The organism is Olleya sp. KKT75, assembly GCF_055635485.1.
This window is the reverse complement of the sequence record NZ_CM145759.1, coordinates 2308823-2326343: the sequence shown is the minus strand read 5'-3', so window position 1 is coordinate 2326343 and position 17521 is coordinate 2308823. Positions and strand designations below refer to the sequence as shown.

The 17521-nt window shown below is 31.8% G+C and carries 22 protein-coding genes; 16 read left to right on the top strand and 6 right to left on the bottom strand.

Annotation, left to right across the window (positions count from 1 at the left end; genetic code table 11):
* The 5 genes from mutL to ACZ2G2_RS10355 all read right to left on the bottom strand — a co-directional run bounded on the left by mutL (position 1) and on the right by ACZ2G2_RS10355 (position 3761).
* A complete protein-coding gene (gene mutL / locus ACZ2G2_RS10375) occupies positions 1–1878 on the bottom strand; it encodes a DNA mismatch repair endonuclease MutL (protein WP_470392038.1) in 1878 nt (625 codons plus the stop codon).
* A gap of 8 nt (positions 1879–1886) precedes the next feature.
* Complete coding sequence (locus ACZ2G2_RS10370; RefSeq protein ID WP_101203233.1) at positions 1887–2165, bottom strand: riboflavin synthase subunit beta; 279 nt, start codon at positions 2163–2165, stop codon at positions 1887–1889.
* Between the two features lie 8 nt (positions 2166–2173).
* Positions 2174–2392 (bottom strand): hypothetical protein, encoded by a 219-nt coding sequence (locus ACZ2G2_RS10365; protein WP_090839891.1) that lies wholly within the window; start codon positions 2390–2392, stop codon positions 2174–2176.
* Positions 2393–2482: 90 nt separating this feature from the next.
* The gene (gene ribH, locus ACZ2G2_RS10360) at positions 2483–2962 is read right to left on the bottom strand and encodes a 6,7-dimethyl-8-ribityllumazine synthase (protein ID WP_101203235.1); all 480 of its coding nucleotides are present in this window, start codon (positions 2960–2962) and stop codon (positions 2483–2485) included.
* A 7-nt stretch (positions 2963–2969) separates the two neighbouring features.
* Complete coding sequence (locus tag ACZ2G2_RS10355; RefSeq protein ID WP_345740268.1) at positions 2970–3761, bottom strand: tetratricopeptide repeat protein; 792 nt, start codon at positions 3759–3761, stop codon at positions 2970–2972.
* Positions 3762–3873: 112 nt separating this feature from the next.
* On the opposite strand from ACZ2G2_RS10355, the gene recF reads away from it, so the two are divergent.
* The 5 genes from recF to ACZ2G2_RS10330 all read left to right on the top strand — a co-directional run bounded on the left by recF (position 3874) and on the right by ACZ2G2_RS10330 (position 6334).
* The gene (recF, locus tag ACZ2G2_RS10350; protein WP_272022746.1) at positions 3874–4953 is read left to right on the top strand and encodes a DNA replication/repair protein RecF; all 1080 of its coding nucleotides are present in this window, start codon (positions 3874–3876) and stop codon (positions 4951–4953) included.
* 1 nt (position 4954) lies between these two features.
* Positions 4955–5368 (top strand): lipocalin family protein, encoded by a 414-nt coding sequence (locus ACZ2G2_RS10345; protein WP_281847072.1) that lies wholly within the window; start codon positions 4955–4957, stop codon positions 5366–5368.
* Positions 5368–5664: a DciA family protein gene (locus ACZ2G2_RS10340; protein ID WP_090839898.1), complete on the top strand. Its 297-nt coding sequence runs from the start codon at positions 5368–5370 to the stop codon at positions 5662–5664. The genes ACZ2G2_RS10345 and ACZ2G2_RS10340 overlap by 1 nt, the downstream gene beginning before the upstream one ends.
* A 111-nt stretch (positions 5665–5775) precedes the next feature.
* A complete protein-coding gene (locus ACZ2G2_RS10335) occupies positions 5776–5967 on the top strand; it encodes a cold-shock protein (protein ID WP_090839900.1) in 192 nt (63 codons plus the stop codon).
* A gap of 175 nt (positions 5968–6142) precedes the next feature.
* Positions 6143–6334, top strand: coding sequence for a cold-shock protein (locus ACZ2G2_RS10330; RefSeq protein ID WP_090839902.1), 192 nt, complete (start codon positions 6143–6145; stop codon positions 6332–6334).
* Positions 6335–6507: 173 nt separating this feature from the next.
* Here the strand turns inward: ACZ2G2_RS10330 and ACZ2G2_RS10325 are convergent, their stop codons facing one another.
* The gene (locus ACZ2G2_RS10325; protein WP_101203237.1) at positions 6508–6927 is read right to left on the bottom strand and encodes a nucleoside-diphosphate kinase; all 420 of its coding nucleotides are present in this window, start codon (positions 6925–6927) and stop codon (positions 6508–6510) included.
* Positions 6928–7072: 145 nt separating this feature from the next.
* On the opposite strand from ACZ2G2_RS10325, the gene ACZ2G2_RS10320 reads away from it, so the two are divergent.
* From ACZ2G2_RS10320 to ACZ2G2_RS10270, 11 genes are all read left to right on the top strand, one after another.
* Positions 7073–8092, top strand: coding sequence for a DHH family phosphoesterase (locus ACZ2G2_RS10320; protein ID WP_470392037.1), 1020 nt, complete (start codon positions 7073–7075; stop codon positions 8090–8092).
* The gene (gene gldI / locus ACZ2G2_RS10315; protein WP_470392036.1) at positions 8082–8627 is read left to right on the top strand and encodes a gliding motility-associated peptidyl-prolyl isomerase GldI; all 546 of its coding nucleotides are present in this window, start codon (positions 8082–8084) and stop codon (positions 8625–8627) included. Before ACZ2G2_RS10320 ends, gldI begins: the two co-directional genes overlap by 11 nt.
* A 17-nt stretch (positions 8628–8644) precedes the next feature.
* Positions 8645–9856 carry a peptidylprolyl isomerase gene (locus ACZ2G2_RS10310; RefSeq protein ID WP_470392035.1) on the top strand — a complete coding sequence of 404 codons (1212 nt, stop codon included), beginning with the start codon at positions 8645–8647 and terminating at the stop codon, positions 9854–9856.
* Between the two features lie 201 nt (positions 9857–10057).
* Positions 10058–10690: an arsenate-mycothiol transferase ArsC gene (locus ACZ2G2_RS10305; RefSeq protein WP_470392034.1), complete on the top strand. Its 633-nt coding sequence runs from the start codon at positions 10058–10060 to the stop codon at positions 10688–10690.
* Between the two features lie 3 nt (positions 10691–10693).
* Entirely contained in the window at positions 10694–11740 is a 1047-nt protein-coding gene (arsB, locus tag ACZ2G2_RS10300) for an ACR3 family arsenite efflux transporter (protein ID WP_470392033.1), read from the top strand.
* 336 nt (positions 11741–12076) lie between these two features.
* Entirely contained in the window at positions 12077–12265 is a 189-nt protein-coding gene (locus ACZ2G2_RS10295) for a hypothetical protein (RefSeq protein WP_470392032.1), read from the top strand.
* A 690-nt stretch (positions 12266–12955) separates the two neighbouring features.
* Positions 12956–15031, top strand: coding sequence for a T9SS type A sorting domain-containing protein (locus tag ACZ2G2_RS10290; protein WP_470392031.1), 2076 nt, complete (start codon positions 12956–12958; stop codon positions 15029–15031).
* A 75-nt stretch (positions 15032–15106) separates the two neighbouring features.
* Positions 15107–15529, top strand: a complete 423-nt coding sequence (locus ACZ2G2_RS10285) for a hypothetical protein (RefSeq protein ID WP_282068488.1) — start codon at positions 15107–15109, stop codon at positions 15527–15529.
* A gap of 60 nt (positions 15530–15589) precedes the next feature.
* A complete protein-coding gene (locus tag ACZ2G2_RS10280) occupies positions 15590–16084 on the top strand; it encodes a cyclic nucleotide-binding domain-containing protein (protein ID WP_470392030.1) in 495 nt (164 codons plus the stop codon).
* Between the two features lie 212 nt (positions 16085–16296).
* Entirely contained in the window at positions 16297–17112 is an 816-nt protein-coding gene (locus tag ACZ2G2_RS10275) for a type 1 glutamine amidotransferase domain-containing protein (protein ID WP_470392029.1), read from the top strand.
* Positions 17113–17505, top strand: coding sequence for an ACT domain-containing protein (locus ACZ2G2_RS10270; RefSeq protein ID WP_470392028.1), 393 nt, complete (start codon positions 17113–17115; stop codon positions 17503–17505). It begins immediately after the preceding gene.
* Positions 17506–17521 lie beyond the last annotated feature (16 nt).

Sequence of the window (17521 nt, the reverse complement as noted above, 5' to 3'; positions counted from 1 at the left end):
TTACATAAATTTTTTATCTAACTCATCCACAGTCATAGTAATAAATGTAGTTTTGTTAGTTGGTGATACGTTAGGTTCCTTACAACCAAATAAACGATTAACTAAATGTTCTTGCTCTTGGTTAGTTAGTGACTGTCCTGTTTTAATAGCTAAACTTTTTGCCATAGATTTTGCTAGTAAATCTGTTGCAGAAAAATTACTATCTGGCACTTCGTTTTCTACATCGCTTATTAATTGCTCCAAAATAATAGACACTTCACTTTCCGGCACATTTACAGGAACTCCTGTGATTTGCACGGTTTCCTTTTCTATAGATTGAAATATAAAACCTGTCGATTCTAAATCTTCTTTTAATTGGTTAATCAATGCTATTTCTTGATTAGAAAAATGCAATTCTAATGGAAATAATAATTGCTGACTAACGCCTTCTTTTATAGTAATATGTCTTAAAAAATCCTCGTACAACACACGTTGATGTGCACGATGTTGGTCAATAACTAACATTCCGGATTTAATAGTACTAATTATAAACTTGTTATTTAATTGATAGGTTGTTTGCTTTTGTTCTACCTCGTTTTCATTTTTAAAAAAGCTTTCGGTTTGAGGCTGACTTTCAAAATGAATTTCGCTAAAATCTGTAGTTGTTTTGGTTCCTTTAGATTCTAATCCTACATATAATCCGTCCCAACTGGCACCAGAATCTTTTTTAAATGAAGGACTACTAAATGATCCACCACCACTGCTACTCGCCACAGTTTTTGTTGGAGGTGTATCTTGCTTAAATGGATTAAAACTCCTATCTACTTCTACACTTGGCATCCCCTTTTGTTCATAGCTATATGGTGTATCCAAATTTGCATCACGATCAAAATCTAAAACAGGTGCAATATTAAACTGTCCTAAACTATGCTTTACTGCTGATCTTAATATGGCATATAACGTATGCTCGTCATCAAACTTAATTTCAGTTTTTGTTGGATGAATATTAATATCTATAGTTTGTGGATTTACCGTTAAATTTAAGTAATAACTAGGTTGTGCCCCATCTTTAAGCAACCCTTCAAATGCTGAATTAATAGCATGGTTTAAATAGGCACTTTTAATAAAACGATTGTTGACAAAAAAGAATTGCTCGTTTCTAGATTTTTTAGCAAACTCAGGTTTACCAACAAAACCAGAAATAATTAAAACTTCTGTTGCTTCTTCAACAGGTACTAATTTTTCGTTAGTTTTAGTTCCAAAAATATTTACAATACGCTGTCTGTAATTACTTGGAGGCAAATTATAGGTTTCGGTTCCATTACTAAACATAGAGAACCCTATGGATGGATGTGCTAAAGCCACACGATGAAACTCGTCAATAATGTGTCGTAATTCTACTGTATTCGATTTTAAAAAATTGCGTCTTGCAGGAATATTAAAAAACAAGTGCTTTACGGATAAAGACGTACCGGTTGGCGTAACAATAACCTCTTGAGACTTAACCTCACTACCTTCAATAACAATGGTAGTACCAAGCTCTTGATCGTCTTGTTTAGTTTTAAGCTCTACATGTGCAATTGCTGCAATACTAGCTAAAGCTTCTCCTCTAAATCCTTTTGTATTAAGTTTAAATAAATCGTCAGCAGATTTAATTTTAGACGTCGCATGACGCTCAAAACTTAATCTAGCATCAGTTGCGCTCATCCCTTTTCCGTCATCAATAACTTGGACTAATGTTTTACCTGCGTCCTTAATTATTAACTTGATAACCGTAGCATCTGCATCTATAGCGTTTTCTAATAGCTCTTTTACAACTGAAGCTGGTCGTTGTACAACCTCTCCTGCCGCAATTTGATTAGCAACGTGATCCGGTAATAATTGAATAATATCTGACATACATTTTGTTACGAAAAGAAGATGGAAAAATCGAAACCTATAACTAATAAGAATAAAAATATTAGAATGGCTACAATTACCAAGATGCGTCTATTGGCTGCTTTATCGGGACTGTTTTTAAACTCGTCAAAAGCATTATTAAATTTTTGTTTAAAGTTGGCATTTTCACCTACGGTAGTTCTATGCTCGTCAAACTTATGTTTTATCTCAAACGGACTGCCTTCACCTTTATAAAAACGAGGTGTGTAATCAAACTTTTTATTTTTACGTTTAGATAGCAATCCCATGGTATACTCTATTTTGTTTTAGATTCTAGGTAGTACATTAAAACACCAATAAAAATCAAAACACCTAAAAGTAAAAATAGGGTGTTTCCTTTTTTAGAGCTAGAAGACGTGCGTCTTGTCTCATCCCAACTAGTGTTTAAACTTTCTTTAAGTTTGGTAGCGGAGTCGCCCTCTTTAGAGAACCGTGACTGGTAGCTGAATTTCTTATTTTTCTTTTGACTAAACAAGCCTTAGTAGTTTTAATGTGAATACTACTCAAAAATACTGAAAATACTACAGACCTATAGATTATGAATGCTAAAAATTGTTAACAGATATTAAGCGTTATGACGTAATGCTGCCATTTTTAATGCTGCAACACCTGCTTCTACACCTTTATTACCATGTTTACCACCAGAACGATCAATAGATTGTTGCTTGTTATTATCCGTAAGAACACAGAAAATAACTGGTGTTTCATCAATAACATTAAGGTCTTTAATACCTTGTGCTACTGCTTCGCAAACAAAATCAAAATGCTTTGTTTCTCCTTGAATAACACTACCAATTGCAATCACTGCATCTACCCTTTGGTTTTGCATTTTTTTACAACCGTAAATTAACTCGTAACTTCCAGGAACATCCCAAACTGCAATGTTTTCAGGAGACACACCATGTTCTAAAAGTGTGCTTTTAGCACCTTCTAGTAAGCCTTGTGTGATATCCTCGTTCCATTCTGAAACAACAATCCCAAACCGAAATTGCTCTCCGTTTGGGATTGATGCTTTATCGTATGCTGATAAATCTGTTGTTGCCATAAACTAATTAGTTAGACATCGCTTGCGCTTTTCCAATAAATACTTCCGCTTGAGTAGCTTCTGGTGAGTTTGGATAATTGTCTTTAATTTTATTTAATAATGTTAAGGCTTCTTTAGCTTCACCTAAATCTAAAGCTGTAATACCTGCTTTAAATAAGTATGTTGGAGTAGTAAACTGATTGTTACGTAAGTTTGCTGCTTGCTTATAGTAGTCCAATGCGTTTTTAGTTTCAGTTAACTGAATAAAAGCATCTCCGATTGCACCTTTAGCCATAGGAGCTAAAGCCTCGTCATCACTTTCAAATTTGTCAAGATAAACAATCGCCTCTTGGTAATTTTTTGTGTTTAAGTAAGCCATACCTGCATAGTAGTTAGCAAGGTTACCAGCTGCTGTACCACTATATTGATCAGCGATATCAGTTAATCCTAATTTACCTTCTCCTCCTTTTAAGGCTAAGTTATATAAAGAATCTTGTCCTACAGTAGATGTTACTGCTTCATTAAAGAATTTTTGTGCTTGATACATATCATTCATCGCTTCACCTTGTTTAGGTTTAACAATAAATTGTTGATATACTAAATACATTAAAGCAAAAGCAGCTACAACACCAATAATAATAAAAATGTTTTTCTGATTTTTCTCTACAAACTCCTCTGCCTTATTTGCAGAATCATCTAATGTATTAAAAACTTCAGCGGTTGTTGAGTTGTCTTCAACTTCAATTTCCTTTTCTACTGTTGTTTTTGGTTTGTATCCTCTTTTCTTGTAAGTCGCCATATTAATTTTATTAATGCGCACAAAAATATAATTTTTCTTCAGAAATAAAAGGTTATTATTTGATAATTTTCAATAATTTGCACATCCTTACAAGGCTTCCCTTTTTTAAGCCCTCTATTTTAGCAACAACTCTATGATTTTAAAGTCCTTATCGCTTTTAAACTATAAAAATTTTGACTCCAAAACCTTCACCTTTAATGAGACCATAAATTGTCTTGTTGGTAATAATGGGGTTGGAAAAACAAATGTACTGGATGCTATTTACCATTTATCCTTTGGTAAAAGCTACTTTAATCCTGTTGCATCACAAAATATAAAATACGATGAAGACTTTTTTGTAGTTAATGGATCATACGATAAAGACGAAAAAACAGAAAATATAGTTGTCAGCTTAAAAAAAGGTCAAAAAAAAGTTATTAAGCGTAATAGTAAGGCTTACGAAAAATTTAGCGATCACATTGGTTTTTTACCATTGGTAATAATTAGTCCTGCAGATAGAGATTTGATTATTGATGGTAGCGATACTAGACGTAAGTTTATAGATAGTGTTATTAGTCAAAGTGATAAAAGTTATTTAAGTAGTCTTATAAATTATAATAAGATATTATCGCAACGTAATTCGCTTTTAAAATATTTTGCTGCCAACCACACTTATAATAATGATACTATTGAGGTGTACAATCAGCAATTACAGCTTTACGGAACGGAAATTTTTGAAAAAAGAAAACAGTTTTTAGATGCGTTTATTCCGCTATTTAAGTCAAGATACAAGGCTATTAGTAACAATAATGAAGAAGTAAGCCTAAATTATAAAAGTGATTTATTTGACAGTAGTTTAGAACAACTGCTTAGAAAAGCAATAAATAAAGACAAAGCACTACAATATACTAGTGTTGGTGTTCATAAAGATGATCTAGAATTTAATATTGGCGACTACCCTATTAAAAAATTTGGGAGTCAAGGCCAGCAAAAATCATTTTTAATAGCTTTAAAATTAGCACAATTTGATAGTTTAAAAGCAATTAGCGGAGATAATCCAATATTGTTATTAGATGATATTTTTGATAAATTAGACGAAACACGTGTGGCACAAATTATAAAACTAGTAAACGACGAAAATTTTGGACAAATATTTTTAAGCGATACACATGCAGACCGTACAGAAAACGCAGTAAAACAAGTCCACCAATCTTATGAAATTTTTAAATTATAACATGAAAAAACTATATTACGCACTTTGTATTATACTAGTCAGTTGTTCTCAAAATCCAGAAGATTTTAAACAACACGTTACTGGTTATTGGGAAATAAGTGAGGTTATCTTAAACGATGGCACTAAAAAACAATATAAAATAAATGAAACTATAGATTATATTGAAATCACTAATGACTCAATAGGAATTAGAAAAAAACTAAAACCAAACTTCAATGGTACCTATGAAACTTCCAAAGACATTGAGAAATTTGTATTTAAGATAGAAAACGATAGTTTAAACTTATATTACAAAACGCCCTTTTCTAGCTGGAAAGAAACTATATTAAAGGCTAGTGAAGACAAACTTCAAATTATAAACCAAAATAAAGTTTTATATTTATATAAACGCTACACACCTATAACAATAGACTAATGGCAAAACGCAATAACAATTTATTAAACATATCTGACGCCTTAAAAAACTTTGTAACAGAAAACAACCTTGAAAAAGGTTTAGACAAAGTTAATGTTAGGGATGCTTGGGCCAAGCTAATGGGTAATGGTATTAATAAATACACCACAGCAATCGAGTTAAAAAAAGACATCCTTTATGTACAACTTAGCTCTAGTGCACTTAGGGAAGAATTAAGCTATGGAAACCAAAAAATAATAACTTTACTTAACGAAGAATTGGGTAAAGATGTTATTAAAAAACTAATATTGAGATAATTACAACGTATTTAAAATATTATAGTAATTAAATTTTCGAAAAAAATAATATGTAATTACTATTTTATATTCTATCTTTGACTTTATTATTAACAAATTTTTTTTATTACAATGGCACAAGGAACAGTAAAATTTTTCAATGATTCAAAAGGATTCGGTTTTATTACTGAAGAAGGATCAGAAAGCGACCATTTTGTACACATTTCTGGACTTATTGATGAAGTTCGTGAAGGAGATGTCGTAGAATTCGACTTACAAGAAGGAAGAAAAGGTATGAACGCAGTAAATGTAAAAGTAGTATAATTATATATTTTCTATTTAAACTATTACAAAAAGAGCCTTTCCATTTGGAGAGGCTTTTTTAGTTATAACATGTAACACCTAAGTAATTGAAAATAAATACAATAAATATCATTTATTAATTTTATTGGTATCATCTTTGTAATAATTAAACTAATTAATATTAAATTTTATTACGATGAGTAAAGGCACAGTAAAATTCTTCAATGACGCTAAAGGATTTGGATTCATTACAGAAGAAGGTGTAAACAAAGACCACTTTGTACACATTTCAGGATTAACAGATGAAATACGCGAAGGCGACGAAGTTGAATTTGACCTACAAGAAGGAAAAAAAGGATTAAACGCAGTTAACGTTAAAGTACTTTAACAGCAACCATATATCTTTAACAAAAAAAGCCTCTCTATTTATTTAGAGAGGCTTTTTTTGTTCTATTGTTTCTAATTGACAATACTATCTTCAATTTTGTAAAAAACTAAAGTAGTAAACAAAAAAAATCCAGCTAAACGCTGGATTTTTTCTTAATTTATAGTGTTTTAAACTTAAAACATTTCACGTCCAGAAAAATGGAAAGCACCTTCAATAGCTGCATTCTCATCACTATCACTACCGTGTACTGCATTTTCTCCAATAGAAGCTGCATATAATTTACGGATAGTTCCTTCTGCTGCATCAGCAGGATTAGTAGCACCAATTAAAGTTCTAAAATCCTCTACTGCGTTATCTTTTTCTAAAATAGCAGCTACAATAGGTCCACGTGTCATGTACTCTACTAACTCACCATAGAAAGGTCTTTCGCTATGTACTGCGTAAAATGCTTCAGCATCTTGCTTAGTCATGTGTGTTAACTTCATTGCAACGATTCTAAAACCTGAAGCGTTAATTTTTTCTAAGATTGCGCCAATGTACCCTTTTTCAACAGAGTCAGGCTTAAGCATTGTAAATGTTCTGTTAGTTGCCATTTCTTTATTTTATTATTTATCTAATTTGTTTAAAAAAAACAATCTTTCTAATTAAAAAAAGTACCTGTTAATTTTCTGCAAAAGTAAGCCATTTATTAATAAAAACAATAAATTCAATTATTAAAAAATTGTATCTTCGTGGACTATGACAAAACAAGAGTACACAGACATAAATCAGTTATTGGCTACACCCAAAAAAATTGTAATTGTAAGCCACAAAAATCCAGATGGAGACGCTATTGGCTCTAGCTTGGCTTTGTTTCATTACTTAACAAAAACCAATCATTTAGCCACTGTAATCTTACCTAATGATTATCCGGATTTTCTAAAATGGCTTCCTGGTGAGGATTTAATTCTTAAATATGACAGCCAAAAAGAAGAAAGCGAAGCTAAATTAGCAGAGGCGGATATTGTGTTTACATTAGACTTTAATGCGTTTCATCGTGCTGGAGATATGGAAACTGTTTTAACAAACAATACGGCATTAAAAATAATGATTGACCATCATCAGCAACCAGATGACTATGCTAAATTCACCTATAGTGACGTTAGTATGAGCTCTACTTGTGAGATGGTTTATAATTTTATAGAAAACCTTAACGGTTTAGATGTAATAGATAGTAATATTGCCACAGCAATTTATGTGGGGATTATGACCGATACAGGGTCCTTTAGATTTAGATCTACGACCAGTGCTACACATAGGATTATTGCCAGTTTAATAGACAAAGGCGCAGATAATACTATGATACATAATCAAGTGTACGACACTAACAGTTATAACCGTTTACAACTTTTAGGATGCGCTTTAAGTAACTTAAGAGTTATTCCAGAATCTAGAGCTGCTTATATCACGTTAACTCAAAAAGAGTTACAACAGTTTGACTACAAAAAAGGAGACACAGAAGGGTTTGTAAATTATGCCTTATCCTTAAATAATGTGGTGCTTGCTGCTATTTTTATTGAAGATTTACAACAAGGCATTATAAAAATATCTTTACGATCTAAAGGTGATTTTTCAGTTAACAAAATGTCACGAGAGCATTTTCATGGTGGCGGTCATACCAACGCTGCTGGTGGAAAAAGCGATGATAATATCGAAAAAACTATCGAGAAATTTATTAGTATATTACCACAATACAATACCTTATTAAATGAAGCGTAATCTTGTTATTATACTATTAGTTTGTATTACAGCGTTAAGTTGTAAAACACCAGAAGCTAGAAAACCTGTGTCTGTAAATTCGGGTTCGTTTATAAATGAATCGATTGCTAGAAACAAAGCGCTTTATCAAAAAGAAACTAAAATCATTACAGATATTATAGCAGCACAACCGGAAAATAACTACCAAACTTCCGGTAATGGATTTTGGTACTATTATAATACAGAAGTCACTAATGATAGTCTACCAACACCAACGTTTGGCGACCTTGTAAAATTTAATTACAACGTAAAAGATCTTAATGGTAATGCTATTTACACAAAAGCAGAACTTAAAGATCAAAACTACGCAATGGATCAGCAAGAATTATTTTCTGGACTACGTGAAGGCTTAAAATTAATGCAAGCAGGAGAAGTTGCAACATTTATATTTCCGTCTCAAAAAGCCTATGGCTATTATGGAGATGAAAATAAAATTGGAACTAATATTCCAATTATTTGTGAAGTTTCTGTATTTTCGATTACCAAAAAAGAATAGTTATAAACCCAATAAAAATGAACAAATTAATTAACACAATGAAACTATTATTAATTGCCCTAATGGTAAGTTTAACTACCAATTCTTGTCAACAACAATACCCTGATTTAGAAGACGGATTATATGCAGAAATTGTAACTAATAAAGGGACAATGGTCGCAAAATTATTTTACGACAAAGTACCAGTTGTAGTCGCTAACTTTGTAGCTTTAGCAGAAGGGACGCATCCTCAATTAGCAGATTCTTTAAAAGGAAAACCATTTTATAACGGTATTATTTTCCATAGAGTAATGGATAAATTTATGATCCAAGGTGGTGATCCAACAGGAACAGGAATGGGAAGTGCTGGATTTAAGTTTTTTAGCGAATTTGATACAAGTTTAAGTCATGACAAAGCAGGAATCTTATCTATGGCTAACTCTGGAGGTTATGATACTAACGGAAGTCAATTTTTTATTACAGAAGTACCAAAGCAAAACTTAGATGGGTTTAACGCAGATGGTAGCTTAAAAAACTGTAATGGACGTGGTGTAAGTTGTCACTCTGTTTTTGGAGAACTTGTTCAAGGTTTAGAAGTACAAGATACTATATCTAACGTACCAGTAGGACAAAGAAACAAACCTAACGAAGATGTTGTGATTGAAAAACTTAACATTATCAGAAAAGGAAAAGCAGCTAAAGCATTTGATGCTCCTAAAGTATTTACAGAGCAAGAGCCTTTATTGTCTAAAAAATTAGAAGAGCAAAAAGCTAAAGAACAAGAAATAATTAAAGAAAAAGCTAAAGAAGCTGCAAGTAACTTTATTAAAGCAAATGCAGATATTAAAGGTGAGGTAAAAGAAATGCCAACTGGATTAGTAATGATTCATGATGCTAAGCCAAACGGAGTTACTCCTAAGCCTTCTGATCGTGTATTAATAGATTGTACAGGTCTTTTTGAAGACGGAAGTTTCTTTTTCTCTACAATTGCTGAAGATGCTAAAAAATACAATCAATATAATGAAGACGCTGCAAAACAAGGTGCATACCAAGCATTTGCAATGCCTTATAACGAGTCTGCAACTTTAGTTCCTGGATTTAGAGAAGCAATGTTAAACATGAATATTGGTGATAAAGCTAGAATTTTTGTACCAAGTTATTTAGGATACGGTGCTTCTGGACGTGGACCAGTACCACCAAATGCTAACCTTATTTTTGATATTGAAATAGTTAGCTTATCAACTAAATAAAACAAAATTCTGCTTAAGCAGAAATACCATTAAAAAGAGACTACTAAATTAAGTAGTCTCTTTTTTTTTGCTTTAAAACGACTAGTTCGCATTAGTATAACCAAAAATAAAAACTAAGTAAACTGCTTTGATAAACACAAAAAATAATTTGTATGCTAAATTATTAATCGTAATATTGCAATAAACTAATAAAGATTTAAAATGGGATTAGCCAAAACAGAAATGTTTACAGAAATAGACCAACTAATTAAGACTCTAAATACTGAGACTATATCCGCACAACGCAAAGCAGTGCTACAACCATTAACAGATTTTATTCAAGGTAAGGTTTCAAAAAACCAAACCATTAGACTAAATTTTATATGCACTCATAATTCAAGAAGAAGTCATTTAACACAAGTTTGGGCACAAACTATGGCGTATTACTTCAATATTAAAAACGTGTTTTGTTATTCGGGAGGGACAGAAGCAACAGCACTTTTCCCGATGGTAGCAGAAACTTTAGTAAAATCAGGATTTAAGATAAATCCCATTTCTAAAAACGAAAACCCTGTTTACAGTATTAAATATGCTGACACAGAACATCCAATAATAGGCTTTTCAAAAAAACTAGATGACGCTTTTAATCCAACATCCGGATTTGCTGCAATTATGACATGCTCTCAAGCAGATGGTGGTTGTCCGTTTATTGCTGGTGCAGAAATACGTATCCCAATAACTTTTGAAGACCCAAAAGCATTTGATAATACACCACAACAAGCTGAAAAATACACTGAAAGAAGCTTACAAATAGCAACCGAATTATATTACATCTTCTCACAAATAAACGCATAAACAATGGCAACTAAAAAACTAAGCTTTCTAGACCGGAATCTAACCTTATGGATCTTTGTAGCCATGGCTATTGGTGTTGGACTAGGTTATTTTATTCCAACATTCCCTGATATTATAAACTCATTTAGTAGTGGTACAACAAATATTCCGATTGCAATTGGATTAATATTAATGATGTATCCACCTTTAGCAAAGGTCAATTATGCTTTGCTACCTAAAGTATTTAGAAATGTAAAAATCCTATCTATTTCACTTATTCTTAATTGGATTATTGGTCCAGTATTAATGTTTGTTTTGGCCATTACTTTTTTACATGATTATCCAGAATATATGGTTGGACTTATTTTAATAGGTCTTGCACGTTGTATTGCAATGGTTTTGGTTTGGAATGATCTTGCTGAAGGTAGTAGCGAATATGGAGCAGGTTTAGTAGCATTAAATAGTATCTTTCAGGTATTTGCCTATAGTTTTTACGCTTGGTTATTTATAACCGTGCTTCCACCCTATTTTGGATTTGAGGGCGCTATTGTTGACATCTCAATAGCCACTATTGCAGAAAGTGTTGCAATTTACTTGGGGCTTCCATTTGTATTAGGAATTTTAAGCCGATTAATATTGGTAAAACTTAAAAGTGAAGATTGGTACACCAACAAATTTATCCCTACAATATCACCAATTACTTTAATTGCACTATTATTTACCATCGTAATTATGTTTTCTCTGAAAGGCGAATTAATTGTAGAAATACCGATGGATGTCCTAATTATCGCAGTGCCTTTACTTATCTATTTTACGTTGATGTTTATTATTGGTTTTTTCTTTACCAAAGCATCAGGAGCAGAATATGACAAGACAGCTTCAGTAGCATTTACAGCAGCCGGAAATAATTTTGAATTAGCAATAGCAGTGGCCATTGCTGTTTTTGGATTAAATTCCGGACAAGCCTTTGCAGGAGTTATCGGTCCTTTAGTAGAAGTTCCAGCTTTAATACTACTGGTTCGTGTATCCTTTTGGTTACGCAAAAAATATTATGGTAAAGCTTCGGCTTAAAGCCGAAAGTATTTACGGTTAATAGCACTTCTTTTGATTATCTAATTGCAGTTATAAACTTCCAATTTTATTAATGGGCCATTCTAAAACCCTTACAAAAAAGCACAATCTTAGGATGGTGCTTTTTTGTTTTCAATCGTATTTCCAAAAGAACATTTATCTTTTAACAGAAGACTATTAATCAACATAATCTTGACTTCTATATTTATACACTAAAAATAACTATTTGAAATTGTGAGAATTTATAACTAAATTAGTCTTTACTAAAAAAATAAAGAAAAATCATTTTAAGACTTTGTATTTATTCGTAAAGTAATTTCAACTAACCACATAATTATGAACAAAAAAAAACTACCAATATTAATCTTATTAATCGTGTTTATTCTCTTTTCTGCAAAAACATTCTTTGGAAAAGGATTAGAAAATGGTGTTGAAAACTGGAGATTTTACGCTTCTTTATTTGGTTTATTAATTGCGGTTTCTTTTCTTTTTGTTTTTCTAAAATCACTAAAAAAGACTAATTAGCGTGAATTAAACTCTACTAAACAAACAATGTCTGCTTAATAGAATGAACCGGCCTAAAATAAAAATAGAAAAAAATGTACTAGATAGATCAATCGAGGTTTTCACATGTATACTCATTCTTATTTCAGCAAGTTTAATTTTAATATACTACAATCAACTTCCTGAAAAAATACAAATTAATTTCAATTAGCCTTCAAAAGATGAAAATGGCTTTGGAACAAAAAACACACTTTGGGCAAGTCCAATAATCTGCGCAATAATTGCAATTTCAATTTATAAGTTAAACCAATATCCGTGGGTTTTTAATTACCCTATTACAATAACAACAACAAACGCAAAGTATAATTACAAAATGGCGACACAAATGTTGCGCCTTATAGGACTTACTATTGGAGTAATGTGCCTGACTATAACGGTAATTTCTATTTTTAATAGTCTTGGAAAAACCATAGCATTTCAAAAATATACTGATTCCTTATTTCCCATTATTTTGGTCGGTATTCCTGTTTATTTTATAATTAAAATAATAAAGAACACTAATAATTAATACCATCTCGTTTCAAAATTAATTTGAACACACACCAACTTGGCTTTCTGAAAAATTTGAACTAACTTCGTTGTGCAACGTTTGTAATGTATTGACCTAGAATACAAAACGCTGCATTTAGTAGTAATAATAAATAACCTCAAATGAAACACCTACATTTTATTCTAATTACATTTTTATTAACCTCATTTAGTTGTTTGGCACAATTTGGAGCTGATTATTCTTCCTATGGTTTTAATTTTATAAATGACGCCAATAATCAAGGTTTAAAAAATTGGACAGGAAATAATATTGACGACACCAATAAGTTTTACATTTATAAGCAGGACGAATTAAACAATTACGCACTTGAATTAAAACCTATAAACGAAACTTTAAGCATAAACTACAACGATTTTGGATACATGGATTTAAATCCTTGTGCTTTTAAAATAAATATAAGAGTCAAAATAAATCAATATTCAGGTAATGATGATGCGCTTACATTTACACTATTTACTGGTGCTAAAAAGGTCGAAATTGATTTTAAATCTAACGGAATATTTTACACCAACAACTTAAACACATCCCAATTAATTACAACTGCTCCTCCAATAAACCAATGGGTAACCTACTCTATTGCATTGGATAGTTGTAATGACATGGCGTCAATAATGTTAGAAAATGACGCGACTAATAGTTACACTTTAAGTCTACCAGACAATACCACTGCGCAAAATATAAACCTAGCAGCCACAACTAATGGAACAACTTCTTTTACATCAGAAATAGACCATTTATTTATCTACAGTAATCCTATAAAATGGTGGTTAGGACCGTCTAGTGCATTTATCAATGATACGCCTGCGGGTTACACTGGTACAACAGGAGATAGACAGCATTTTTTAACGTTGCCTAATGGCGAAAAAATTGGAATTAATGAAAACGGTGGTGGTTATGTTACTTTTACCGAGTTAACGCCTGGTGGCCCAAATCTAGATCCATTTCCTAAATTTGGATCAGGTGGTACAAAAACACTTAGAGGCTATTTTCATACTAATAAATTTAATCCTGTACAAGCTGGTGTTTCAAGTACATCTGGTGGACATTTAGCAAGTGTTATCTCACTTCCTAATAAATTAATGGTCGAGAGTTTTCCGTTACACTCGTATTTTCAAGATGATTTTATAGAAAACACGCCTTTAGTATTTCCTAATAATGAAACACTTGAAGACGAAAATCATCCTGCCATAATTGATGATGATGTTTATGATGAATTTGGTCTGGACATGAGACACGAATTAATGAGCGAATTAGACTTTAATTCCTCAATAGAAAACGTTACACAGACTAACGGAATATCTACCGTTAGACATGCAGCGGAGTGGGAATATATTAGACATTCCTCTTTTATTCTTCAGTTTCATGAAGTCACCGTTAATAAAAGACCAGAATTTGAAAGCTTTACTGGTGCTAACAACGACATGGGAGACATGAGACATAAGTTTGAATTCAGACTGAATAAAGACTTGGGGTACGAGTGGATTTTATGGAGAGACACCAACAACACCTGGCAATCATTACATGTGGAAGCAGTTGGCGATTCTAAAGAAATTCAAATTAATATAAATACACCATTAGAAAATCGCTTTTTAGTCTTTTCTACATCTTCCAATCCTGACACACCTGGAGCTGTCTCTTGGTTTTATCCTGAAAGTGATTTTAACGCTAGCTGTACTTTACAAAAAAGTAGAGTAAACAAAAACACAATAACGTCCATAGATAGAAGAAACTCCATGCGAATAGTTGCCGATTGGAGAAAAACAAACTGGTGTAGGATGAATTTATATATTAGAAACGAAGGATTGGCTGCACCATCCAATGGAGATCCAAATGTGTATGAAGCCTTCCAAATGGAAGCTTTACAACTGTTTGGTACACCAAATCAAATCCTTAGCGAAGTTTTAAATTATAATACTACCTTAGATACTGAAACAGTAAGTTTAAACAATACAACCATTGCTTACCCAAATCCTTTTTTATCCGAAATAACAATAAAAGGATCAAACCTTCTAAACAAAACAATAAAACTCTACAGTACCATAGGTAAAGACATTACTAATGCATTACACATAACATCTCGCACAAACAACCAAATACAACTTAAAATAAAAGGCTTAAATTCTCAAATGTATTTTCTGAAAATTGGAGACAAAACCATAAAAATTTATAAAGAATAATTCTATTTTAGAAATTTAAATTAACTTCGTTTTGAATAAAATTCAGGCCAACTAATAGGAAAATAGTATCATTTTATGAAAATAAAATTCAACAAAAAAAAGATTCGTGTAAATATATTTGTCGGACTAACATGTATTGCATTAGGCATATTTAATATCTTAGAAACGGACAAAAAAGAATGGTCAGATTTCGCCTACTTAGTGCTTGGAGCTTTGGCTATTACACACTATCTATACGATTTAAAAACACAGTATCTAACCATTAATAACGGTACTATTAGTAAAAATATACTATATGGTTTAGGAGGAAAAATACAGTTAAAAGATGTGACTCTTATCAAATCGTATGCAGGAGATTTTACGCTAATAACGGATAGTAAAAAATTTAAAATCGATGCCGAATTTATTGATGATACGTCTTTGGAGAAATTAAAAGAAGTATTATCAAATCTAAATTTAGCACCTGAGAATACACCTTTTAAAAAACAAGAGGCTTAATTACAACATTAAACACCACTTTTAATACCATAAAATAGCAAAAACTGACTACTACAATACATGGAACTAAGCCAGATTATTGATACAATATATCCGTTACCAACTGCTTCTAAAAACATAATAAAAGCAGCAATAACAGAAACGATATTACCAAAGGGTCATATTTTATTTAAAGCAAATAAAGTTGAAACTAGTATCTATTTTATCAAAAAAGGTATTGCAAGAGCTTATGCGTATTCTGATGCCAATCAAATCACGTTTTGGTTAGGACAAGAAGGCGATCCTATTGTATCCATGCAAAGTTATGTCAATAATCAAAAAGGTTACGAAGACGTAGAATTATTGGAAGAATGCGAGCTGTACGAATTAAAAACAGAGAAACTTCAGGACCTGTTTTTAGAAGATATTAAAATTGCAAATTGGGGTCGTAAGTTTTCAGAATTAGAACTTATTAAATCAGAAAAACGTCTCATTGCTTTACAATTTAATACTGCAACCCAAAGGTATTTGGCGCTACTTAAAAATTACCCTAGCATTTACAGCGTATACCTTTAGCGCATATCGCGTCCTATTTAGGCATCACTCAAGTTAGCTTAAGCCGAATTAGAGCCAACATAAAATAAATGTCGTTTTTATCATTTGATAAATAGTTTAACCAAAATATTTAAGACTTTTGTTCCGTTATATTCTTTATAAGAAATTGTAAAACTTTTTTACAATCACTACCTCAGAATACGGTAAACATTAATTTTAAAATATAGTTAAACATGTCAAAAACAATAGCATTTAAAACACATTATTTTCTATTTGTATTTATAATTCTTCTTGCAAGTTGCAATAATACTAGTAAAAAAAGCACTATAAAACCAACGGTTAGCAAAGAAACTAAAGCCTTAAAAAAGATATTATTTGTAGTTACTAGTCATAGTAAAAAAGGGGATACAGGAGAAAAAACAGGATACTATCTTGGAGAAGTTTCTCATCCTTGGGATGTTTTACATTCTGCCGGATATGAGATAGATTTTGTTAGCCCACAAGGTGGAAAAGCACCAGTTGATGCTTTTGATTTGACAGACTCTATAAACAAGAAATTTTGGAATAATACGATTTATCGTAATAAAATTGAGCATACTAAAACACCTAGCGAAATAAACCCAGAAGACTACATCGCTATCCATTATGCTGGTGGACACGGAGCAATGTGGGATTTTGCAAATAATACAGAAATTGCAGAAATAGCAAAGCAAATTTATGAAAACAATGGTGTAGTTAGTGCAGTATGTCATGGACCAGCAGGACTTGTAAACATTAAATTAAGTAATGGATCTTATCTTGTAGATGGCAAAAAAGTAAATGCTTTTACTAATGAAGAAGAAGTAAAAGTAAAACTAGAAAATGTGGTTCCTTTTTTATTAGAGGACCAATTAATAGCGCATGGTGCTATTTTTGAAAAGTCTGCACCTTTTACAAATCAAGTTGTTTCTGATCAGAGACTAGTTACAGGACAAAACCCACAATCTGCCCATAGTGTTGGAAAAGCAACCTTAAATGAATTACAAAAACTAACTAAAAACGCACAATAAATGAGTGGAGAAAAAAACTTAGCAATGCTTTTAAAATCAATGAAGCCAAAGCATAATATAGGCGAATTTGTATTTTGTAAAACTGAAGATTTAGATCAAATAAAATTAAGTCAAGTTATAATGACTTTTAAAGAAGACGAAAGCACTACCGTTATTGCAAAAAAAGAAGTAGCAGATCAATTAGGTTTAGAGTATACGTTTATAGCCTCTTGGATCACACTTACTGTACACTCCTCTTTAGAAGCAGTAGGATTAACAGCTGCCTTTTCTAATGCTTTATCAGACCATGGTATTAGCTGTAATGTTGTTGCTGCCTACTATCACGATCATATTTTTGTTGACACAAAAGATACAGCAAAGGCAATGGAAGTCTTACATGCCTTTTCAAAATAAAGTTTTGGTTATTAAT